Genomic DNA, 21397 nt, shown 5'->3' with positions numbered 1-21397 from the left:
ACGGATATCCGATCCAGGGAGTGTAAGATGTATAAGTTAGTAGGCACGATTTCGGGTGATGTTGGACTGCACGAGTTCGATTTTACCGTCTCCAGCGAGGTAAGGAGGAACGAGTACGTAAAGGTATGGAATGAATTAGACGGCTGGATCCTCGGGCGTGTCGTATCTATGGTTGACGTCGAAGAGAAGACGGCAACCGTGGAGATCATCGGGTATAAAGACGAACGCGGCTTTCTGATGCAGCCAAAAAGTACGCTCCCGCGTGATGCCAAGATCTTCAAAGCAGATCAGAGTTTCGTCATGGACACGCTGGGGCTCAAAAACAAGGGCATCCACCTGGGTATGCTTGACGGGCGTGACATTCCGGTCTATCTGAAGAAAGACGAGCTAATCCAGAAACACTGCAGCATCCTGGCGAAGACGGGCAGTGGCAAGTCGTACACGGCTGGCGTGCTCATCGAGGAGCTGCTCGACAAGAACGTCCCGTTGCTTATCGTTGACCCGCACGGCGAGTATCTCTCACTGAAATACGAGAACCAGAGCGAAGAAGAGCGGAGGCAGATGGATAAATTCGCGATCGCGCCGAAAGGGTATGCCCCTCAAGTTGTGGTGTACACACCGGCGAATTTCTCGATAAATCCAGCTGCGGACAGGCTATTTCGCATCGATGGGATCAATCTGAGCGTAAACGAATTATATGACTTCTTCACGTTGTCTGACGCGCAATTAGGCGTTTTATACCAATGTATAAACGAAATCAAAGCGCGAAAGGAGTTTTACACGATCGACGATATCATCAAGGAGGTGGTCGAGAGCAAGAGCACCACCAAATGGAAGATCATCCACTTCCTCGAACGGATCCGGGATACCGGCATACTCTCCGACAGCCCGACACGAATAGAAGAGCTCGTTAAAGAGGGTAAGGCGTCTATACTCGATATGAAAGGTGCCGAGCCGAAATTACAGCAGTTAATCGTTTACCGACTCTGCAAAGAGGTTTTTGAAGGCAGGAAGATGGGCAAGATTCCGCCGTTTGTGCTCGTTATCGAGGAGGCGCACAACTTCTGTCCGGAACGGGGATTCGGGCAGGCGGTCAGCTCAAATATTTTGAGAACCATCGCGTCGGAGGGCCGGAAGTTCGGGCTGGGGCTGCTCGTCATCTCGCAACGACCCGCGCGGGTGGATAAGAACGTCATCTCGCAGTGCAATACGCAGATCATCCTGAAGGTGACGAATCCGAACGATATCAAGGCGTTGAGCAGAGGTCTGGAGTTTATGAGCAGCGAGATGGAAGAGGAGATCAAGCGGATACCGCAGGGCGTCGCGTTACTTTCGAGTCCGAGCATCGAGATGCCCATTATGGTCGATGTCCGTGTGCGAAAGAGCGAGCACGGCGGTAGAGCTGCGGAGACAAGAGGGGGAGGAGCAGCGAGAAAAGCAGCGGTATCGAAGACGGTCGAGTGGGATTCGGATGATTCAGAGGAGGCCGATGAAAGAGACGAGAAGAAGAGCAGCATGCTCGCCCGGCTGCTGTTCGAATAAGAGGCACGGCCCTCCTTATCAACAAACCTTTTCTTAAAAAAGAAAAGCTTTACCAAAGGAAGCAGCGCAGCGTTTTGGATTAAACCTTTTTCTAATGGGTTTGACTTACAAACCTTCCCAGCCACAAATGATGGCTCAAAGTTTTTGAAAGTGTTACTTCTAATTAAAGACCGCCCTAACCGCACCATTCAGGAATAAATTAGGGGCATCCTTGGCAGTCTGTTGTTCTCTGTCTTTGTTTTGATTATGTCTTCAAGAGTTCAATGAAATCATCTTTCGATAAATTAGCTTGTTGAAGAATGGATAAAAGAGTGCCTTTGGGCAGTTCTCTCTTTTTGGCACAATAACAAGTAATTTACGCCCTTTTTCATCAATTTTGAAAAGTGCCGTGTGGCTTCCCTTACCACGCTTTGGAGCATATTCAAAACCCTCTTTTTTCAATGCTTTGATTACGTCATCTGAAGAAACCACGGGCAGCTTCTTCATGCAGTTACCTCAAAGGTAGAAGTGAATTTATGTGAGGACGTAAGAGCGGTTTCCAACTCTACAATAAGCCCCAACTCTCTCGCATTATCGAGGTAGAGCTCCACTGCTTCTTTCAAATTACTGAGTGCTTCTTCCGGTGTATCGCCGCAACTCGCAACACCCAACTCAGGACATTTTGAAACATATACGCCTTCTTCTTCCCATATCGTAGCTGTCAGGTTAAATTTCTTCATTTTTCAGCACCTGCAGACGGCGATTCATAGCTATTTTATTATTTCTGTATTCCTTTTATTTATAGGTGTCACTCTACTTCTTGCCTCAAAGTGCTTCAAAGTGACTTGTCTGAAAGAACTTTTATTCTAATCTAATCGCCGGTATCCAGCCCTCGTGCCTCTTACCGTTGATGTCCACGAACTCCGAGCACGTGATCCACCCTTTTGCAGTCAACAATTCGGGTTGATGATGGATTTGCGGATACGAGCCCGTGCGGATCGTGTAGTTGTATATCGCACCTGCCACAAGCGTAAAGTTTGTATCGAACGAACAATTGTGCCAATTGTCCACGTACCCATGCCAGTGTGCCTCTGCCCCCTCCCACGATGCGTTCCATATCTTTGCGTATTCGATATGCCCGCCAGTGCCTGTACACGGATAGAGATAGATTGTACTGACGTTAACTGTATGTGTCATCTCAATCGTTCCGTTATGGAGGCCGCAGATACTTGGATAGGTGCCTGGTTCAGTATCTAAGTAGGGCACGTCCGGAAAAACTTTAATCACTCTGGACGTTTTATTCGTTGCATCTTTGTCATCGGTTACGGTTAAGTTCACGGTATACTCACCTATTGAAACGTAAGAATGTGTAATCGTTGATTCTGTTGTGTTGGTACTGTTTCCATCGCCAAAGCTCCTGTGATATTACCATCTGGGTCGTACGAAGCGGTGGCGTTGAAGGTTACAGTCTCAGCGAGAATCGGTTGGAGCGGAGAGTACGTAAAATCCACGATTGGTGGTTGATTTTCTGGTGGCGCACCGCCACAATTATTTTTGTAATAAATCTCCTCATTTCCGTCCCGCAAATCTTCCCAAGTTATGTGGATACAGTTGGTGTTATCAACCGCAATTGCTGGGTAAGAAGAATCTGCAGAATCCGTGGTTAAGCGGGTGTCATCAACCAGCGTCGTTCCATTGCTGTCTAACTTGGTGTAATAAATTTCCGCGTTTCCGTCCCGGTAATCTTCCCAGGTTATATGAACATTGTTGGTGCTATCCACCGCAATTGCTGAGCCCCCCAGAAATTGCAGAATCCGTGGTTATGCGGGTGTCATCAACCAGCGTCGTTCCACTGTTGTCTAACTTGGTGTAATAAATCTCCTCATTTCCGTCCCTGTAATCATACCAGGTTATATGGACATTGTTGGTGCTATCCACCGCAATTGCTGGGTAAGAAGAATCTGACGAATCCGTGGTTACGCGTATATCTTCTGACCATCCCTCGAGAGAGCTGAAAGCGCCATTAGCCAACTCCCCGGTAAAAGCGAGCACCAAATTATTATCCGCCAAATCCTCTGCTTCTGCCCCAATTGGCACGCTATACGCCGTATTAGACGCAGATACAAAGCAAACTGTGCCCATAGCTACTAAAAAAAGCACACAAATTGCCAATATCGGCGCTTTCTGATAAATATCATTAATCACACCCAAAACCTTCACGCCTTTTTTCATCTTCCGGCGGTATACCTCCCAAAGGTACTGTTAGGTAAAATGCTACATATAAGCTTTTCTATTTTTGTTAGCTAATCTTATAGCTAACAGGACTACGAAGGTTAAACGGGGAGCGGAAGCATGGCAGATATCGAAGCACTTATGGTTAACCTAAAAAGTACTAGTCCACTGAATGATAATCAAAATCCTCAAAAATATCTCAGACCTTACCCCTCACCAATCTCTTCTTAAAACAGGATCCGTTTATCTTGTCCCTTCTCAATTGCACAGATATCGAAGCAAACACATCGCTTTTTGAAAAGCGGAAGGCTTGGTCGTGTAAGTACTTTTAGCGAGAACGCAAAAATTCACGGAATGCGCGAGAGCTCGAACTGCACCTTGGAGATAGATCGGGAGCTAAATAAATGTTTCTTAATTAAGGTGCTCGTATACTACACGTATAAGCCTTATTTTTGGAAGAAGCACTTAGGATGAAAGCAAGACATGAAACTCCCAATCGAGAACCGGAAATACTCGAACGAAATAACTACGAACGATGATGGCGAACGCGTGCGTATCGCAGGCTGGGTGCACGAGAAGCGGGATCTCGGCGGGGTCTTTTTCCTTATCGTGCGAGACCGTGAAGGCTATGCCCAAGTTACGCTCTTCAAGAAGACAATAGATACGGAACTGTTCGAACGCGCGAAGAAAGTCCCGCGTGAGTCCGTCGTCGTGATCGAAGGGATAGTAAAGGGCGAGCCAAAAGCGCCGAATGGTTATGAACTCATACCCGAGCGAATGGACGTGCTCAGCGTCGCATCACAAGTTTTACCGCTGGACACCACGGGCAAAGTGGGCGCCGAGCTGGACACGCGACTTGATGCGCGATTCATGGACGTGCGAACCGAACGGACGAAGCATATCTTTATCATTCGCAGCCGTATGCTCAAAACGATCAGGGATTTCCTCAGCGACAGAGGCTTTATCGAGATAAACACGCCGAAGATCGTGAGTGCCGCGACGGAAGGTGGCACCGCGCTCTTCCCCATTACTTATTTCGAACGTGAAGCGTTCTTGAACCAGAGCCCGCAACTGTACAAGCAGATGCTCATCGCTTCAGGGCTCGACGCAGTCTTCGAGATCGCGCCGATATTCCGCGCCGAGGAGCACGACACCACCAAGCACCTCAACGAAGCGACATCCGCGGACGTTGAAGTCGCCTTTGTCTCGAACGAAACGGTAATGGCGCTTTTAGAGGAGCTCATCGCCGCGGTCTACTCGAAGGTCGCAGCATATCCCGGCCTGGAGAGCTTCGAGTTGGATTTCCAGGTGCCCAAAACACCGTTTAGACGCATACGGTATGAAGAAGCGATCGACATACTTTTAGAAGCGGGTGAGCTGATCGAATGGGGCGATGACCTCAGCACGTCTGCAGAGCATATCCTTGGCAAGACGATAGGCGAGCACTATTTCATCACCGATTGGCCGCGTGCGATAAAGCCGTTCTACGCGCAGCCGATCGAGGGCAAGGATACGTGCGATGCATTTGACCTGATGCATCCGCGATTAGAACTCTCTTCGGGCTCGCAGCGTGTTCATTCGTACGAGCTGCTGAAGGAGAATATCGAAGCGAAAGGTCTCAGTCCGGATAGTTTCGAGTTTTATCTCAATGCGTTCCGGTTCGGCATGCCGCCCCATGCAGGCTGGGGGCTCGGCGTTGAACGACTGCTCATGAGCATGCTCGAGCTCGATAACGTACGGGAAGCAGTGCTTTTCCCGCGCGATCGGAGAAGGTTAGTACCGTGACGCGGAAAAAAAGCAAAAGATTTATATGTAGCGTAACGAAGAAAGAGTAGGGGTGGAAAAGGTATGGCAACTGAAGCTGAAGCCGAAGTAGAAGTAGAAAAAGAGAAACCGAAAAGCGATATAGAAGAAAAAACGCGGAATTTGATGCAATCAATAAAGGGCAAAGTTGAAGCTTCTTGTTTAGAGAAAGTTGAAGAGAAGGAAGTCGATATTATTCCAGAGGCACTGGTGATAGGCGGAGGAATAGCAGGGATGTACGCCGCGTTGGATATGGCAGATGCCGGATTCAAGGTGCACGTAGTCGAACGATCTGCGACGATCGGCGGGCATATGGCACAGCTTGATAAGACGTTCCCGACTCTCGATTGTTCGGCGTGTATCTTAACGCCGCGAATGGTTGATGTTTCGAAGCACAAGAACATAAACCTGATGAGTTATTCCGAGGTGGTCGGCGTGGAAGGCTCCATTGGTAATTTCAAAGTGAAGGTAAAGCGGAAGCCGCGATACGTCATTGAAGAAATTTGCACCGGCTGTGCGCTCTGCGAGCAGGATTGCCGATTCGCATACAAATTCCCGAACGAATTTGACGAGAATCTGGGGAAGAGAGGGTCGATCTACAGGCCGTTCCCGCAGGCAATTCCGGCCGTGTACTGCGTTGATCCCGAGCGTTGTCAGATGATAAAGAAGGGCAAGTGCGGGAAAGCAACGATTGAAAATGTGCGCGCGTACCTGAAAGAGGGTAAAGAAGACGTAGAAGTCCCTCCATGCATATTGGCATGTGGTGCGAAGGCTATTGATTTTGATATGGAAGAGAAGATAGAGGAGTATAATGTGGGAACAATCATCGTTGCGACCGGCTATGACATTATCGATCCGAGAACGATGCCCGAATACAAATACGGGGTGTATCCCAACGTCATTACGGGCTTGGAGTTCGAACGGTACTCGAATGCAAGCGGCCCCACATTCGGTAAGATAATCGTACAGGGCGTGGACAAGGAGCCGGATGAAGCCGTTTTTATATCCTGTGTTGGTTCGAGGAACAAGCAAACCGGATATGAATACTGCTCCCGAGTCTGCTGCATGTACATAGCGAAACACGCGCACCTGCTCGGTGAGAAGGTGCCGAAGTGTAAGATCACCGTGCTCTATCAGGACGTAAGAGCATTTGGAAAAGGTTTTGAGGAGTTCTATGATCGCGTAAAAGAAGAAGGTGTTAATTACCGACGAGGTCTTGCCTCTGAGGTATACAAAAAACCCGGCAGTGACAACAAGGTCATTGTAAGGGCGGAAGATACAATGCTCGGTGAGCCGTATGAGCTCGAAGCGGACATTGTAGTGCTCGGCGTCGGATTGAAACCAAGTGCGGGCACGGACGAGTTATTAAAGATGCTGGGTGTCGAGGAAACGGTGGATCATTTCGCGAAAGAGGCGCATCTAAAGCTCAGGCCGGTGGATACCGACGTGCCCGGAGTCTTCGTTACGGGCTGCGTGCAAGCGCCCAGGGATATTCCGGACAGTGTAGCGCAGGGCAAAGCTGCTGCGGCTGCTTCTCTCGCTCTGTTAGCCGGTGGGAAAGTGAAAATGAGAACGCCTGTAGCAGAGATGGACGAGGAACTATGCGTGGGGTCTAAGTCGTTGAGTGAGATGGCGAATAAGATGGGGGCATAATAAAGGAGGGAAGAAAGATGGCCGAAGAAGATTTTGAATATGATTATACAAAAGTCCCGATGACGGGATCTGTTGAGGGGATAGCCAAAGACGCGCCAGAAGATAGTACGAGGATAGGCGTTTACGTGTGCCATTGCGGTATAAACATCAAGTTGGCGGTAGACGTCGAGGATGTGATGAGATATGCCGCGACCTTGCCAAACGTTGCTCTTGCTCGGCACTATATCTTTATGTGCTCAGATCCGGGGCAGAATCTCATAGGAGAGGACCTTGAAGCAGGCAGAATTAACCGCGTGATCGTAGCTGCGTGTTCGCCACGAATGCACGAGCCGACGTTCAGAGGCACGTGCGCCGGGAAAGGTCTCAATCCGTTCTTCTTCGAGATGGCGAATATCCGCGAGCATTGCAGTTGGCCACATGGTGATTTCAAACGAGCAGCGACACAGAAGGCGAAGGATCTGCTGAGAAGTGCGGTTGCTCGGTCTTCATTGTTAGAATTACTAGAGGAGAAGAAGGTTGATGTCACCCCAGAGACGATGGTGATCGGCGGTGGCGTAAGCGGTCTCTATGCTGCACTGGATATAGCAAATTCGGGCTATAAGGTGCATCTTGTGGAGAAGACCCCTTCGATTGGCGGGCATGTAGCGCAACTCGATAGGACTTATACCTCGCTCGATAAGGTATCATCCATTTTAACGCCGCGAATGATAGAGATCGGAGCGCATCCAAACATCGATCTGATGACGTATTCCGAGGTGGAGAACATCGAGGGTTACGTGGGTAATTATAAAACAACGGTGAAGCGGAAGCCGCGCTACGTGAATGATAAATGTACCGGTTGTGGCGCATGCGAAGTAGCATGTCCCGTGAAGGACGTTCCCAGCGAGTTTGACGAAGGGCTGAGTGCCCGAACTGCTATCTACTTACCGTTCCCAAATGCCGTTCCTCCTCTGTATACCGTTGACGCGGAGAACTGCTTACTGTTTAAGGAGGGCAAATGTGGTGACGCAACGCTCGAGGATGTTAAGGCGGGAAAAGCAAAAACACCGTGCATGGCGGCGTGCGAACCAAATGCCATAGACTTCGGGATGACGGAAGAGAAGGAAGAGTTAGATGTCGGGACAATCATCGTGGCGACTGGGTATGACATCATTGATCCGACCGCTTCACCGGAATATCGGTACGGCGTGTATCCCAACGTTATCACCGGGTTACAGTTTGAACGGCTGTCAGCGGCGAGCGGTCCGACCGGTGGCAAGATCGAACTAAACGGGAAAGAGCCAAAGGACATCGTCTTCATCTCCTGTGTTGGGTCGAGGAATAAGCAAACAGGGCATGAATATTGCTCCCGTGTCTGCTGTATGTATTTAGCGAAACAGGCGCACATAGCAAAAGAGAAGCTACCAGACGCAAACGTAACGGTTTGCTTCCAGGATGTACGAGCGTTTGGCAAGGGCGATGAAGAATTTTATGGCAATGTCAAAGCGGAGGGTGTCAAATATCGACGGGGTCTTCCGGGTGAAATCTATAAGAAACCTGGCAGTGATAGGGTTGTGGTACGAGCCGAGGACACGTTACTTGGCGAGCCGTATGAGCTCGAGGCAGACATGGTGGTGCTCGGTGTGGGCATGCAGCCGAATGCGAATGTGTGGGACATCGTAAGTATGCTCAAACTTTCTCAATCTCCGGATACCTTCTTATTAGAGGCACATCCCAAGCTGAGACCGGTGGATACGGCAACCGATGGTATCTTCATCGCAGGCTGCGCAGCGAGTCCCAAGGATATCCCGGATAGTATAGCCCAGGGCAAAGCAGCGGCGGCGGGATCTCTTGTGTATTTGGTTCAGGGTATTGCGAACATAGAGCCCGCAATCTCGCAGATAAACGAGGCGGTTTGTATCGGCTGCGGCACTTGTGCAGAGGTCTGCCCGTACGGTGCACTTCTACTTGACGAGGTGATGCAAGTAATGACGGTAAACGAAGCGATGTGCAAGGGCTGCGGTGGCTGTAATGCGGTCTGCCCGTCTGGAGCAGCGACGATGAAGCACTTCCGCGACAGACAGGTATATTCGCAGATCGAAGCGTTATTGCAAAGAGCAGTACCCATCGAGTTTGTGGATCTCGGATTCGGAGAAATAGGAGCAGGTGAAGAGTCCGAAGCAGTAGAAGCGGAGGCTGAACCGGAAGTACCACCAGCGGTAGAAGCAGCAGCACCAGCAGCTGAAGCTGTAAAAGTAGAATAAACAGGCTGCGGAGTGAGCCATACCATACTACTCTACTCACTCCACCCCCTTTTCTTTTTATTCTTTGCTTTGGTTTGTTTTGTTTCACTCCGAGTTAGCCTGTGCGTTGGCAGGCAAGCACAGAAAGCGCTCGAGGGATTATTTGACACCACGACTGAAATGGCCGCGAGTGTGCTTTCGCCGCCGTGATTTCTTGACGGGGTTACCGGCGAGGACGTCCCTTGTGTACAGACCGATTATTCTCTCCGCATTGCCATCGGTAAGGTCGAAGAAGATTTTGTTGATACCGGCATCGCGAAGTTTTTGCACATCATTGAAGAGACCGATGGGCACGCTGTTCAGAATCTGCGTGTACCTGAATTCCCGCCGTACAGGAAAGACAAAGCCCTTTTCGTCCTTCAGTGATCCCCCTTCACGGAGGGGGTATGCGGTGGTCATGAGAACCGATCGGCCATGAACGAGCACGGCGAATTCTTTGTTCTTGAATGCCGCCAGCTCAGCGAGGTTAAGTTCCACTGATACGACAGGAACCACGCCGTAGTTCTTGAGAAATTTCATGTCGAGGTCGTTGAAGATGTTCGCGGAATAGTCGAGGTAAATCGTTCGTGCTGCTGATTTCGATAGTTCAGATAATAAACCAGGGTTGCCGAGGAGAATAGTATCAGGATTCGTCTCGTTTAATCGATGTATGGCATCTAAAGACTCTGAATCGGACAGAATCCGTGGAATATAGGGTGATGCCTCGCTTTCAGCGAAATCGTGCGCAAAGATCGAGTAGAAAACCATAGTTGCACCGGCTTTTAACGCGTCTTGTGCGTCCTCTTTTGAATATACTTTTGCTAAAAGCTCTATGTCACTAGATTCAAAAGTATCGAATTCAGGAATCGTTACCGCTCGTTTTGATCTAGCCGGAGTAGCTATCTTGGGTTTTGACTTTAGTGGTGCATACTGCGGTCTTGTTTCAGAGGACGTTTTGTAAATCATATCACCTGCTGCTACACGAATGAACAGTTTTACCCTCTCTCCGGCATCCGCTCCCGCTACGGACGTTCCATTTTTTTCTATCTGTTTTATCACAGCACCGTCAATCCCAGCTTTTGTCCAGATGCCGACCCCGTCACCGACCGATAGGGGTTCGTCGAGTGTAATTGTGGTGCCTTCTTCGACAACACCGAGAAAGATGCCACGGTTCTTTGGCGTTTCGGGTGCGACGATGTCAGTAGCACCGAACAGGTAACCCTCGGTAAATTCGCGGTTGAACTCGAGTGCGAGATCTTTGAGTTCTTTCTCGGGGACCTTAAACGTACCGTCATAAAAAGAATCAACAGCGAGGCGATAGACGCGTGTTGCAAGCGCGGTGTATCGTGGACTTCTGAGCCGACCTTCAATCTTGAAGGAGGTAACGCCAGCCGCAATAATCTCAGGAATCCGTTCGACGAGGCATAAGTCCTTCGTACTCAGCAGATAACTGTCGTTGTATTTCTTTCTGCACGGCTGCGCACACAAGCCGCGATTGCCGCTGCGACCACCCAGGAAACTGGAGAAGAGGCACAGGCCGCTGTAGCTGAAGCAGAGCGCACCGTGCACAAAAACCTCGGTTTCTAATCTCCTATCTGCTTTTTCGATAAAGTCCCGCACCTGCTCAATAGAGAACTCACGAGGAAGCGTAACCCGGTCTGCGCCCCAGAGTAGATCAATATAGTACGTGTTGGTTATCGCAGCCTGCGTTGAGATATGGATCCTCAAATCAGGAAACGCGTCTTTGAGCAGACGCGCAAACGAGATGTGCTGGATGATAATACCGTCTACGCCACGCGCATACGCCTCTTCTATATCAGCAAAGAACGCATGGAGTTCGTGATTCTTTATCAGGATATTGAAGGTGTTGTAGACTTTAACGCCGTTGTCGTGCGCGTACTTAACGGCATCCTGAAGTTCCACAATCGTGAGATTCTCTGCGCGGCGTCTCGCGTTGAACTTCCCAACGCCGAAATAAACGGCATCGGCACCGTTCTCAACTGCCGCTTTAAGAGCCTTACGATTTCCGACTGGTGATAAGATTTCTACTTTTCGAGGCATGGTTCAGGATTTTTCTATTGATTAAAATATAGATATTAATCCCAAAAGCAAAACAAAAGAATCGGTCATTAATCAGTTTAAAACAGATCACAGACATGCCGTAACCTGCTGTAGTCCTTTCTTTTCCTTAGTAATAATGTATCATCTCTTTAACTTTTGATATTAAATCTGTTATTTCTTCTCTTTTAGGCTCAGATTTTCTATCGTGATCGCATTTATTTCTAATATCCCCCAAATATTGAATTTTTCGCCACTCGATAATATCCACCAAGTTATTATCCCTTAAAATATCATTTAACTTGCTAATTGTAGCATTTTTTGAATATTTCAGTTTTGGTTCGTTATTATCGCATCTCATTTTTAGATATCTTTCTAATACAACGCCAGCTAAAGCACCGGATGCTCTGATAAAGCCTTTATTAAGTAGATACTCAGCCTCAAGAAGTTCGTCATCCATTAAAGTTGATGCAATAGTCAATTCTATATCCTGAACTCTCTGCTCCAAGTAATTTGGTAGCGCTTTTAAAATTGAAGCTTGGTGTTTGAATGAATCTATGAATTTATATCCCTCACTTTGCGTTATATATGCTGCTGATATGATACGCTTAACTTCATTATCATATTCCAACTTGAATTCGCTTATTCTTTCTCGATTATAATTTCTTTCTAGAAGAGCGCTACAGGAAGAATACCAGTCATGGTATCTCTGTTTAAACTCAATGGGGATTTTTCTCTCCTCTGGTGTATACTGAATCAAATCGAAATCAATAGCCAAAGCTGAACTAGATTCTCCTATTTTTGAAGGCCTTTCATCACTCCAAACATGCTCGAAGAAATAATCTACAATTTCATTATGCTGGTTAAAAAGATGGTTCACCTCCTCTTTTATCTTTTTTAGCGAATTAAGCATACTATCACCTCTATGCTTAAGCGATCCTCACTACTTTTATCTATGCCGTAGGATTATTTATATATCCCCTCTAAGTTGGACTTCTTCTACAGTATTTCCCATAATCGATGCGCGCCAGATTCGGAAGACTCGCAAGACAAAATTGTGGAAGATCTAGGATATCGTTGAAGAGTTGGGGATATAAGTGATCAGCAGGTATCAGACCAAAGTAAAATATTCGGCCATTAAGGGATAATCCCATATCTAATCCCACATCGTTCACAGAGCCGTTTCGATCTTTGCTCAAGCTCGTTTTGATATTCTTTCGGCGGCGCATAAAAAATCCTGAACAGACTTTTATAGTTGGGTACAAGTTCGGGGAAATGCTTTTCTAAGACCTTGTAATACCGCGTTTTGCTGTCCGTTGGCTCGGTGCCAAATAACGTCAAGCCGCCAACTAGCACGAACTCAGCCCCGTAATCTTTCGCGGTTCGTATCATTGCTTCAAGCTGCTCCTCGGAATCTGATAGGAACGGCAGCACGGGAATGAAGTTCACACCGACCAAGAACCCTGCTTCTTTACACGTTCGCAACGTCTCCAATCGCGCCTGCGGTGTTGGTGCGCCGGGCTCAAAGAGTTTCGCTAAGTGCTCATCAAGCGTCGAGAAGGAGAACGAGATGATCGTGCCACGATTGAGTTTCTGCTGTAAGTCCTCGGGCAGAATCGCGCTCGCGTCGATCTTCTCCAGCATATCTAAATCCCGGAGCACCAAGGTCGATTTGGTTCCGATATGAACGGGGAATCTATACCGCAGAGTTATCTCAAGCAGTTCTCTCGTTATCCTGTAGTCCTTTTCAATCGGGATATACGTCTCCTGCGAGGCGAAGCATATAATGCCGTACTCGCCCTTCTTCGCCCTTCTTTTAAGCTGCTTCTCCAGAATCTCCGGTGCGTTTATCTTTACCGTCAATGTATCTGCTACATGCGTGCCGTACTTACTACCGCGAATATAACAGTACACGCACTTGAACGGACAGCCCTGGTATGGGTTTACCGAATAATCGTCCAGGAACCACTCGTCTCGTTTCTTATGCTTGTTCAAAACTGATTTGACTTCGATTTCATCGACCATTTTCTGTACCTACTGGTATTTGCTTAGTCTTACCCGGTAACCAGTACATCCCCCACCTCGCGCTCGTATACGTCCCTCAGATATGCCATCGTGCCCCGCACAATCCGGGTTATCGCATAGAGGAAAAGAACGCCATACAGACCGCACGCAATGAAGAACAAAATGAGTACAGAGCGCAGTTCGCTTTGGAGCTGATTCAACTCTCCTTCGGTCTGCTCGTACAGAAACCGCTCGCCTGCGACTTTATACTTTTGTGACGCAGTCTCCAGATAGTCCTCTGCCGTTCTATAGCTCGCTACGAAGGTATCGTAATGATACGGATTGAACAGGAGATACGAGTCCCAGATTCGAGTGAGGTCTTTCTCCTTGCTCGTTGCTATACTCGTCTCCGCTCTCAGCCGAAGGTCAGTTGCATCGCTTACCAGTTCGTCATGTCTATCCATGAGCACCGATCCCTCGTAGACATTCTCCAATCTCTTCTCTTTATCGTTGAGCAGCCCGTAGAGCATAGCCGCATATTGATAGGAGAGCGCAGCTTCGAGCACGTTTTCTTCCTCGTTTAAGCTACTGATATCATCAATCGCGAGTGCGTACTCCACTGCTTTCTTCAAAGTCCATCCTCGCAGTTCGAGCAGCTTCGCTTCATCCCGCAACACCGCAGCCGTCGTGTTGTCCGCCTCAGTCGATATGGCCGTTGCGTATCCCGATAGGACTCCGTTATTCAGATCTGAGTTCGATTCGATTGTGGCTGTTGAGACCGAGGCTGACGATAAGCTCTCCACCGCGCTTCCGTAGTTCGCCGCCTCGGTAAAGACAATACCGTCATTCAACGATGAGAGTAGCGAGAGCGTTCCCGTCATCAAAACCGGTATTTTCGCCCAGTCCTCAGTACCGATCTCGCTGCTCTCGACGACCTCGAGCATCGCTACGCCATTTGCTATGATCGATTCGGAGGATGGATAATTAGTATACAGCGGGGTTCCCCGGAACGACTGAAGACCGTCTATCGCCTTGGTGATATTGAGAGGAACAATCTTCGCCGTTATCGCTATGTGCTTCGCCGCGATCTCGTACGCGCCAATATTGTACGTCCACGCATAGTCCTTGGGCACCGCCTCCAATCCCGGTTCTATCTTGAGGGTAACAGTTCTCGACTCACCAGGCGGGATTTCCGCGAAATCCTGCTCCGCTTTTAGCCAGTTCCCGTACTCCTCACCTGTTGTCGAGAAGCGTAAATTCCGCACCGATTTGTACAGATAGGTCTCCGTTATTGTTATTTCCACCTGTTTCGTCTCATAGCCGCGCTCCTCCAACTCGATGGAGCCGAAATCGATCGAAGTCGGCGCGATGCTGAAGTCAACAGGCCATTTGATCACTATTGTTATCTCCACCGTTCCACTGCCAGCATCTCCAGCATCCACGTACACTTTCCCGTAATAGGTCCCTTCAGGCGCATTGTAAGGTGCAACGACACGTAGTTCAAGGGTTCTATTGCTCTTTTCGGTAACGGACCGAGGAGAATCGACGATGTTGATACTGATCCCACCACCAGGTGACTGCGAGACGCTGCTGCTCACCCGCATTGTCTCATCACCCGTATTTCGCACGCGCACGTCGATATCCCGCACGTATCTCGAAACGGTTCCCTTTGGCTCATCGAACGTAATGTCCAACTTTTCATCGTCAAGCCTACCAAGCTTCGGTGGCATCAATATGTACGCCTCGAGGTGTATCGAGCTTGGACTGATTGTCGTATGGCTTGTCGTGCTTGACACGGAAAAGGTCCACGAATAGTCGTTATGATCTGGATCGTCAGGAGCCACTAGCGTAAATTCAATCTCTTCAGATTCGCCGCCTGCAGGGATCGATATCGTACCACTTAGGCTGGAGGTAACCCAATTGTTATCACCACTTATTTTTAACACGACCGCAACAGATTTATACCCGTATATTTCTCTAATTTTAATCCTCGTGTTTGAGGTTGGAGTAGTTCCATGACGAACCTCTCCAAAATCAATTTTTCCTACTGCTGGTGATAGTGACACTTCGATCCTCGCATAGTAGGTTATCGTTACCGTGACGGTGACGTGCTCTTCGCCTACGTTTATTGTAAAGCTCTGCGTTCCCTGCGAAGCCGACGGGTCGGCCACAATCGTCAGGGCCACCGGTAATGACTCGCCACCACGAAGGAGGAAATAATTAGGACTCGGTGTAATGCTGATATCGCCGCCAATCGAACTTATAGCGCCGCTGATCGTGGAATTTGGGTCAGGATTGGTATTCGTAATCGTAATGGTGCGCTGCACCTCGTAGTGTGCAGTATCCTTTGGTTGATTGAAATCGAAGCTTACTGCTATCGAAGAAGGATTTACTGTTAGATCAGACGCGCCCGCAATCCCCACACAGTGCACAAGAGCAACGAGTATAACCGCTCCTATTGCACTCCTAACCAATAAGTTCCTCACCCAATCTGGTATCATCCACATCACCACCCCACTTTTCAAAATCCATCCAGAGGAGAACCGTGAAGAGAACAAGGAAGATAAGATAAACGGCAACAACCTTGAGCGTTTCCAGCATCAAACTCTGATACACGACTGCTATCTCTGATTCAATTCCGCTCAGATTCTCCAACTCGGGATCCTTATGTTTCTCATAGAGGTTCTGCGCTTGCTCAAACGACTCCTTTGCTTTTAGTATCTCGATGAACGCAGCGCCGAAGAACCCGGAAGAGGGATTTCGCGCATTCGCGAGGTGTGATCGTGCTGCAGTGAGATACTCCGCTGCCCGTTCCATATCTCGCTCGTATATCCATTCGTCTCTCCGGGACTCGAACTCCATCCTGCTTGCATCGCTGATCGTATAGACGCCGCCCTTCTTATACGAAGCCGCGCTCAGCTTCTCATACTCGATCTTCACGCGCGTCTCTTCCTCGCCCTTTGCAAGCAGCTCAAAGAACTCCCCCTCGCCCCGGTAAAATCGTTCCAAGGCAAGCGTGGCGAGCATTGGTAGCCCGTTCTCCTTTGCGGCGTCGTATTGGTCAAGCATCGTAATGGAGGAATTTATTTGCTCCGCGAGTCCAAGTGCCGCGCTGTGGTCTGAAGGGAGTGAACTGGCACTCAAATCCGCGAGCGTTTCGAAATCGCCAATGATGCCGAGAAGAATATCCACCCACGCTTTTGTACTCGATGTCACCTCCCGGCCTTCCATGCCTTGGAGCACCGCCTGGGTCTTCGTCTTTGCCAGATAGAGCTCATCATAGTCCGCAAAGAGATCGGTCTTTTCTGTCGCATCGAGAGCTATTAGCTCTTCAAGCAGCTGCCGCTTCAACTCGTCTGAGCCGGCGGCAGGCGGGAGAAAGAACAAAGTGTTAACTATAAGTACCGTAAGTAGTATGGTCAGCACGGTAACGAACTTAAGCCGCTTCATCAAAACATATAAAGCGCGGTAAGCTATAAATTTTTTAAAGGACTGATATGACCCACCTATTTATCGGAATAGAGGATGCCGGGGAGGCGAATCTCGAAGCGTTACTCGGCTATAGGGCGGTAAGAAGAGCCAGGCCAATTGTGCTCAGGATCAAGCCGGAGAGCGCGAAAGCGGATACAATAGAAGAGACGTTGAAGAGCACAACGGGCGTTGAGGTCGCTTTTGTATTCTCAGGTCTGGGTGATAGCGATCTAACGCCCCGTATAGCAGAAATACTCTCGGGGCTAAACGTACCGGTAGTTCTCGCTGGCATTGTACCGGCAAACAGGCGTGAAAAGAGAGAGACACTCATAAATGCGTATCACGCGCTTGAACGGCTCGAAGAGCACGTAAACACGTTCTTCATCGTGGATAATGAGCGAATAGCGCACCTTCCGAATTTCGAGGACTACTATTCGAGCTATAACCGGTATATCGCATCCTGCATCGCGGATTTCCTCGCGGGAACCTCAGCAGCACAGGGCTCAGGCGCAGTGGCCGATTCAGAACGACACCTGTCCATGCCGATGAACGAGGTTGTGAAGGCATTATCGTTCGATGACGGACCGGGCTATGTGGCATTGTCACGAGCTTCGGAGCTTACCAAAGGGTTATGGGGCTATATCCTCCCCTTTCTGAAGCACAAACCGCTTGACCTCAGAACACTTCTTCGCGTCTCTCTGGAGAAGTTCAGCGTTTCTGATGCGCCGCCCGGCTGTGAGAAGAGCGTAACCTTCCTGCAAGTCCCGCACTATTATATCAGGAGCAGGAGTGTGGATCGGGAGCAGGTCGAGGAAGTCATACGCGCACACGCAAAAGAGAGCCATTTGGTCGTCTCCACCACAAAGCGGAACATCGCATCGATAACCAACCTGTTCACCTTTAAATTTGACCAACTGGAACGATTACGTGAGATACGGAGGTTTGCGCATGAGGGGATATAGGATTCTGGTACCATTGGTGTTTTTGGCATTGATCGCGCTCGGCATCTTCGTCCTCTTCAATACCGGCTCTGACGACGCAATAACCGTTATTCTCCTCTTCATCCCGGCGATGGTAGGGGTCTCGTTTTTGGTGCGCTACCTCGTGGCGGTAAAGAAACGGAGCGTAAGGGAGCGGGTGATGGAGCGTGACGTCATGCGAATTGCCGATCGCTATGTTGAAGAGATGCGCATGTTATACGATTTCGAGAACAAATACGGGATAAGCACGAAAGAATTCAGGGAGGAGTTGAAGAAGCTGAAGGAGGGTTTGCTTGAACTGGGCTGCGAGGTAAATGGACGGATACGGATCGACCGAGCGAAGCTCAGGAACGTGGTGTTTGCAGACGTTGAATGGGCGGATAAGCTGTTCGAGGGCATAAAAGACCGACACGAGGTCGTGCTCTATGCACGGATGATGGATAAGTGCAGGGATTACGTGGCGGATCTAAACGAGCTTGAACGCGCAGGTTATGCGAATGTACGAGGTCAGATAGAGCGGATGGAGTCAACGATGCGAGACGGGGAGCGTATGAAGGTGGATTCACTCGAGCTCTCACTCTTTATGAACGAAGTTGCGGCGATCCTGGAAGAGACGTTTCGGATCTGTTTGCGGGACGCGCAGAAGTTAGAAGCGGAAGGGCGGGAGATCGCGCATTTAGATACCTCCAGGATCAAAACCGATATAAAAATCGTTGAGCACAGCATGGAGCATGGCAACTATGAGAACGCGTCACGCGTATTGAAAGGCATGATCGAGCGATTGATTGCGCTCCTGGCGGATGCGTTTGACCGGTACAAAGAGGACACGCTCGAGCTGGCACGTGCCGTCTCAGAGATAGCGGATAACGAAGCGGACAAAAAGGAGGTAGAAGCGATAATGGAAAGCATAGAGGCGTGCACGGTGCCGTCGGAGATCGTCACGCTGCATGGGTACGGTGATGCACTCGTAAGCAAATCGATCACCTCGCTTGAAGCGATTTATAAGGCGATATTCGAACTCGAGGAGGAGATAGCTAAGGAGAATCCCTCGACTGAGGTCTATCCCGTGGAATATTGGACGAAAGACAAGATGAGCGAGATAGAGCAACTCAAGTCGATATCAGCCTCCGACATACGGGAATTTATTCACCGCTACCGGCTTTTAGCGTCCGATGCGCATTCGCGGGTGCACTATGATGCCGAGCGGATGAAGGATATAAAAGGACCGGCAAAGTAATCTATCTTCTAATAGTGTTAGAAATACCGGAGTAAGGTCATTTCATCGTTATCGGACACGACGCAGTCTATCGTGATCTATGGTCTACTGGCGGTCGGCGTCATTTTCGGCGTATTCGCTGTTGCGGTATGGTTCAAAGGCGAGAAGGAAGCGAGAAAGCTCACCTCAGCGGCAAAGAGCATAGATAGCGCGATTGCAGAGATTGAAAGCGCCTGAGAAGCGATTGATTGGTATACCTCAAGAGAGGGGAAGAGACGTGTCCTTCCCGCAAGTTGCTCAACCACAGAAGGGTTTGCGAGTCTTTGCGTTTACACGGAATGCTACAAAAGGGAGAGGAGTGGGTAAAAACTTTACCGATGTCCCCCGGGTTAATGAAGGTTTGAATATAAATATCCCTATGACTGTCCACAATGAGACAACTACTGAGAATTATGAAATCAACGAAAGGGATATGACTGATCGCAGAATAGCAGGAGTGTTAAAACCAATAACTGGTTATAAAGCACAAAAAGTGGTCAATTCCAAGTTAACACCTGTAATGTCAGCTTCTTCGGTAGAAGAGCCGTCAAATCAGTTGATGATAATAATTCTAGATAATATAACCGCATCTGGAGAATGGCGCATTTATTATCCTAGTAAATATGCAGAATACCTGCCGTTTGCACATGAATTGTTTAAAAATAATATTGAAAGTGTTGAAAAAGGAATAGAAGACCTGTTATTACACGATGTGCAGGATATAAAGATCACGCGAGGAGATGAAACCCTTATCGTGACTTTTACTCTTAAAGGGAACTTCACAAATAATTTTGTGACAGGAAAATTCAGATATACCTATGAGCTTAACGAATATGCACCCGCTTCAGTAAGTATTTTAAAGGTTATGATACCTCAAAATAAGACTTTGACAAACATAAATCCAGGACCAAATGAAATAGAAGGAAATGAACTAACATATTACAACTACAATTGGATTTATCCGTTAGATATCCGTTACACAGAAAAAGCTCTAGCTGGTGTGACCAAAGCCAGTATTGGAGATGAATGGGAACTTCCGAAACTTCCATCCTCTGCTAATATACTTGGACTTGGCGAAGAAAGGGCTTTAGGATTAGGAGAAATACCAACAAATGAATATTCTCGTTTCGCAGAACCCGATCTCTGGGTTGGTACTGGTAGTGATCCTGTTCCCGGAACATCCCCTTCTAAAACTGCTTATCAAGTCGCCAATGATTACAAACCATGGTTGTATAATCGAACTGATCAATGCCCGGACGCAGTCTATTACCGTGTTGTCAAGGGCTATGATGCTTATTCGGGGTTTGATGCATATTTGATACAGTACTTTGCATATTGGAACTGCCAAGTTTGCTTTCCTGCATATCATGAGTATGATTATGAACCAATATTTATCTGGGTAGAAAATATCGGAGATAAACCGTACAGAGTGGCTTACGACCATTATGATATAACTAATTGGCATACGCATGAGATTCATAGAACATATCTCTGGAGCGGCTTCTCAGATGGCGAATACGATGTTCCCGGAGGCACTCACACAAACGATAAGCGTATTACCCCTACGGAAATACTTCATATGATGGTGATATGCGAGGTGCTGAGTTAATTCTCTGTACCCTCTCCTCAACTCTCCCCTCTGACCATTGGGACGGCAACCACGCCAGACTCGGCATTGCGAACTGCTGGCATACCTTCGACACCGATCTCTCCGGTACAAACTGTGAAGATTATTCGTTATCGCCACTAACCGACAGCGAATTAATAACTGCATATCGGCTGGAACTGGATGAAGAAGGTTCAATCTGGTGTGTGGGAGGCGTCGAAGCGTTCAAATACGATATTTCAGATCCATTTGACGGCGTCTTCTGGGAAGACCATTATCACAGGAACCACGACTTCCCCACGCTCTCCGCTACCATCAACTCGGCTGAGGCGGACATGAGTAACGGCACCCTTGTCGTAAATGTATCGGCATACTATGATAATCGTGGTGCCGGAGGTGGCTCCGGCTGGAAACGTCTGCGAGGCCTCTGGAAAGATCGGTTCTACGGGTATCTCGTGGGTGAAGGTAGTGTTAAGTAAACTTTGAAACTACCCGGTATAAAGTGATGCTGGTATGGCTTTGATCCCTCTATGATACCTTTTAGTGTTGAACC

Annotated in this window: 19 protein-coding genes; 9 read left to right on the top strand and 10 right to left on the bottom strand. The window is 48.5% G+C overall.

Annotation, left to right across the window (positions count from 1 at the left end):
* Positions 1-27: 27 nt before the first annotated feature.
* A complete protein-coding gene (locus tag JW878_03510) occupies positions 28-1542 on the top strand; it encodes an ATP-binding protein (GenBank protein ID MBN1762135.1) in 1515 nt (504 codons plus the stop codon).
* Positions 1543-1794: 252 nt separating this feature from the next.
* Here JW878_03510 and JW878_03505 read toward each other — a convergent pair whose 3' ends face one another.
* From JW878_03505 to JW878_03485, 5 genes are all read right to left on the bottom strand, one after another.
* Complete coding sequence (locus JW878_03505; protein ID MBN1762134.1) at positions 1795-2028, bottom strand: type II toxin-antitoxin system HicA family toxin; 234 nt, start codon at positions 2026-2028, stop codon at positions 1795-1797.
* Complete coding sequence (locus tag JW878_03500) at positions 2025-2261, bottom strand: type II toxin-antitoxin system HicB family antitoxin (GenBank protein ID MBN1762133.1); 237 nt, start codon at positions 2259-2261, stop codon at positions 2025-2027. The genes JW878_03505 and JW878_03500 overlap by 4 nt, the downstream gene beginning before the upstream one ends.
* 121 nt (positions 2262-2382) lie before the next feature.
* A complete protein-coding gene (locus JW878_03495; GenBank protein ID MBN1762132.1) occupies positions 2383-2895 on the bottom strand; it encodes a PKD domain-containing protein in 513 nt (170 codons plus the stop codon).
* The gene (locus tag JW878_03490) at positions 2871-3302 is read right to left on the bottom strand and encodes a hypothetical protein (protein MBN1762131.1); all 432 of its coding nucleotides are present in this window, start codon (positions 3300-3302) and stop codon (positions 2871-2873) included. The genes JW878_03495 and JW878_03490 overlap by 25 nt, the downstream gene beginning before the upstream one ends.
* Complete coding sequence (locus tag JW878_03485; GenBank protein ID MBN1762130.1) at positions 3295-3753, bottom strand: hypothetical protein; 459 nt, start codon at positions 3751-3753, stop codon at positions 3295-3297. Before JW878_03485 ends, JW878_03490 begins: the two co-directional genes overlap by 8 nt.
* 483 nt (positions 3754-4236) lie before the next feature.
* On the opposite strand from JW878_03485, the gene aspS reads away from it, so the two are divergent.
* The 3 genes from aspS (at position 4237) to JW878_03470 (ending at position 9452) form a co-directional block, all read left to right on the top strand.
* A complete protein-coding gene (gene aspS, locus JW878_03480; GenBank protein ID MBN1762129.1) occupies positions 4237-5538 on the top strand; it encodes an aspartate--tRNA(Asn) ligase in 1302 nt (433 codons plus the stop codon).
* Between the two features lie 63 nt (positions 5539-5601).
* The gene (locus JW878_03475; GenBank protein MBN1762128.1) at positions 5602-7209 is read left to right on the top strand and encodes a CoB--CoM heterodisulfide reductase iron-sulfur subunit A family protein; all 1608 of its coding nucleotides are present in this window, start codon (positions 5602-5604) and stop codon (positions 7207-7209) included.
* A gap of 59 nt (positions 7210-7268) precedes the next feature.
* Positions 7269-9452: a CoB--CoM heterodisulfide reductase iron-sulfur subunit A family protein gene (locus JW878_03470; GenBank protein ID MBN1762127.1), complete on the top strand. Its 2184-nt coding sequence runs from the start codon at positions 7269-7271 to the stop codon at positions 9450-9452.
* Positions 9453-9590: 138 nt separating this feature from the next.
* On the opposite strand, the gene JW878_03465 is transcribed toward JW878_03470, so the two are convergent.
* The 5 genes from JW878_03465 to JW878_03445 form a co-directional block, all read right to left on the bottom strand.
* The gene (locus tag JW878_03465) at positions 9591-11531 is read right to left on the bottom strand and encodes a U32 family peptidase (GenBank protein MBN1762126.1); all 1941 of its coding nucleotides are present in this window, start codon (positions 11529-11531) and stop codon (positions 9591-9593) included.
* 127 nt (positions 11532-11658) lie between these two features.
* Positions 11659-12441, bottom strand: coding sequence for a hypothetical protein (locus JW878_03460; GenBank protein ID MBN1762125.1), 783 nt, complete (start codon positions 12439-12441; stop codon positions 11659-11661).
* Positions 12442-12665: 224 nt separating this feature from the next.
* Complete coding sequence (locus tag JW878_03455; protein MBN1762124.1) at positions 12666-13553, bottom strand: radical SAM protein; 888 nt, start codon at positions 13551-13553, stop codon at positions 12666-12668.
* Between the two features lie 29 nt (positions 13554-13582).
* Complete coding sequence (locus tag JW878_03450) at positions 13583-16033, bottom strand: hypothetical protein (protein ID MBN1762123.1); 2451 nt, start codon at positions 16031-16033, stop codon at positions 13583-13585.
* Complete coding sequence (locus JW878_03445; GenBank protein MBN1762122.1) at positions 15999-16982, bottom strand: hypothetical protein; 984 nt, start codon at positions 16980-16982, stop codon at positions 15999-16001. Before JW878_03445 ends, JW878_03450 begins: the two co-directional genes overlap by 35 nt.
* Positions 16983-17029: 47 nt before the next feature.
* Between JW878_03445 and JW878_03440 the strand changes: the two genes are divergently transcribed.
* The 5 genes from JW878_03440 (at position 17030) to JW878_03420 (ending at position 21323) form a co-directional block, all read left to right on the top strand.
* Entirely contained in the window at positions 17030-17965 is a 936-nt protein-coding gene (locus JW878_03440; GenBank protein ID MBN1762121.1) for a hypothetical protein, read from the top strand.
* The gene (locus tag JW878_03435; protein ID MBN1762120.1) at positions 17952-19220 is read left to right on the top strand and encodes a hypothetical protein; all 1269 of its coding nucleotides are present in this window, start codon (positions 17952-17954) and stop codon (positions 19218-19220) included. Before JW878_03440 ends, JW878_03435 begins: the two co-directional genes overlap by 14 nt.
* Before the next feature lie 72 nt (positions 19221-19292).
* Positions 19293-19436, top strand: a complete 144-nt coding sequence (locus JW878_03430) for a hypothetical protein (protein MBN1762119.1) — start codon at positions 19293-19295, stop codon at positions 19434-19436.
* 121 nt (positions 19437-19557) lie between these two features.
* Positions 19558-20847, top strand: coding sequence for a hypothetical protein (locus JW878_03425; protein MBN1762118.1), 1290 nt, complete (start codon positions 19558-19560; stop codon positions 20845-20847).
* Positions 20829-21323, top strand: a complete 495-nt coding sequence (locus JW878_03420; GenBank protein MBN1762117.1) for a hypothetical protein — start codon at positions 20829-20831, stop codon at positions 21321-21323. Before JW878_03425 ends, JW878_03420 begins: the two co-directional genes overlap by 19 nt.
* The last annotated feature ends 74 nt before the right edge of the window (positions 21324-21397 follow it).

Source organism: Methanomicrobia archaeon (assembly GCA_016930255.1).
GTDB lineage: Archaea > Halobacteriota > Syntropharchaeia > Alkanophagales > Methanospirareceae > JACGMN01.
Note: the sequence above shows the minus strand (reverse complement) of the source record. Positions and strands in the feature narration are given on the sequence as shown.

What these genes read in the sequence shown, in the direction of transcription:
- JW878_03510 (MBN1762135.1), top strand. Translation starts at nt 28, where the DNA reads ATGTATAAGTTAGTAGGCACGATTTCGGGTGATGTTGGACTGCACGAG.
- JW878_03505 (MBN1762134.1), bottom strand. Translation starts at nt 2,028, where the DNA reads ATGAAGAAGCTGCCCGTGGTTTCTTCAGATGACGTAATCAAAGCATTG.
- JW878_03500 (MBN1762133.1), bottom strand. Translation starts at nt 2,261, where the DNA reads ATGAAGAAATTTAACCTGACAGCTACGATATGGGAAGAAGAAGGCGTA.
- JW878_03485 (MBN1762130.1), bottom strand. Translation starts at nt 3,753, where the DNA reads ATGAAAAAAGGCGTGAAGGTTTTGGGTGTGATTAATGATATTTATCAG.
- aspS (MBN1762129.1), top strand. Translation starts at nt 4,237, where the DNA reads ATGAAACTCCCAATCGAGAACCGGAAATACTCGAACGAAATAACTACG.
- JW878_03475 (MBN1762128.1), top strand. Translation starts at nt 5,602, where the DNA reads ATGGCAACTGAAGCTGAAGCCGAAGTAGAAGTAGAAAAAGAGAAACCG.
- JW878_03470 (MBN1762127.1), top strand. Translation starts at nt 7,269, where the DNA reads ATGACGGGATCTGTTGAGGGGATAGCCAAAGACGCGCCAGAAGATAGT.
- JW878_03465 (MBN1762126.1), bottom strand. Translation starts at nt 11,531, where the DNA reads ATGCCTCGAAAAGTAGAAATCTTATCACCAGTCGGAAATCGTAAGGCT.
- JW878_03460 (MBN1762125.1), bottom strand. Translation starts at nt 12,441, where the DNA reads ATGCTTAATTCGCTAAAAAAGATAAAAGAGGAGGTGAACCATCTTTTT.
- JW878_03455 (MBN1762124.1), bottom strand. Translation starts at nt 13,553, where the DNA reads ATGGTCGATGAAATCGAAGTCAAATCAGTTTTGAACAAGCATAAGAAA.
- JW878_03450 (MBN1762123.1), bottom strand. Translation starts at nt 16,033, where the DNA reads ATGATACCAGATTGGGTGAGGAACTTATTGGTTAGGAGTGCAATAGGA.
- JW878_03445 (MBN1762122.1), bottom strand. Translation starts at nt 16,982, where the DNA reads ATGAAGCGGCTTAAGTTCGTTACCGTGCTGACCATACTACTTACGGTA.
- JW878_03440 (MBN1762121.1), top strand. Translation starts at nt 17,030, where the DNA reads ATGACCCACCTATTTATCGGAATAGAGGATGCCGGGGAGGCGAATCTC.
- JW878_03435 (MBN1762120.1), top strand. Translation starts at nt 17,952, where the DNA reads ATGAGGGGATATAGGATTCTGGTACCATTGGTGTTTTTGGCATTGATC.
- JW878_03420 (MBN1762117.1), top strand. Translation starts at nt 20,829, where the DNA reads ATGCGAGGTGCTGAGTTAATTCTCTGTACCCTCTCCTCAACTCTCCCC.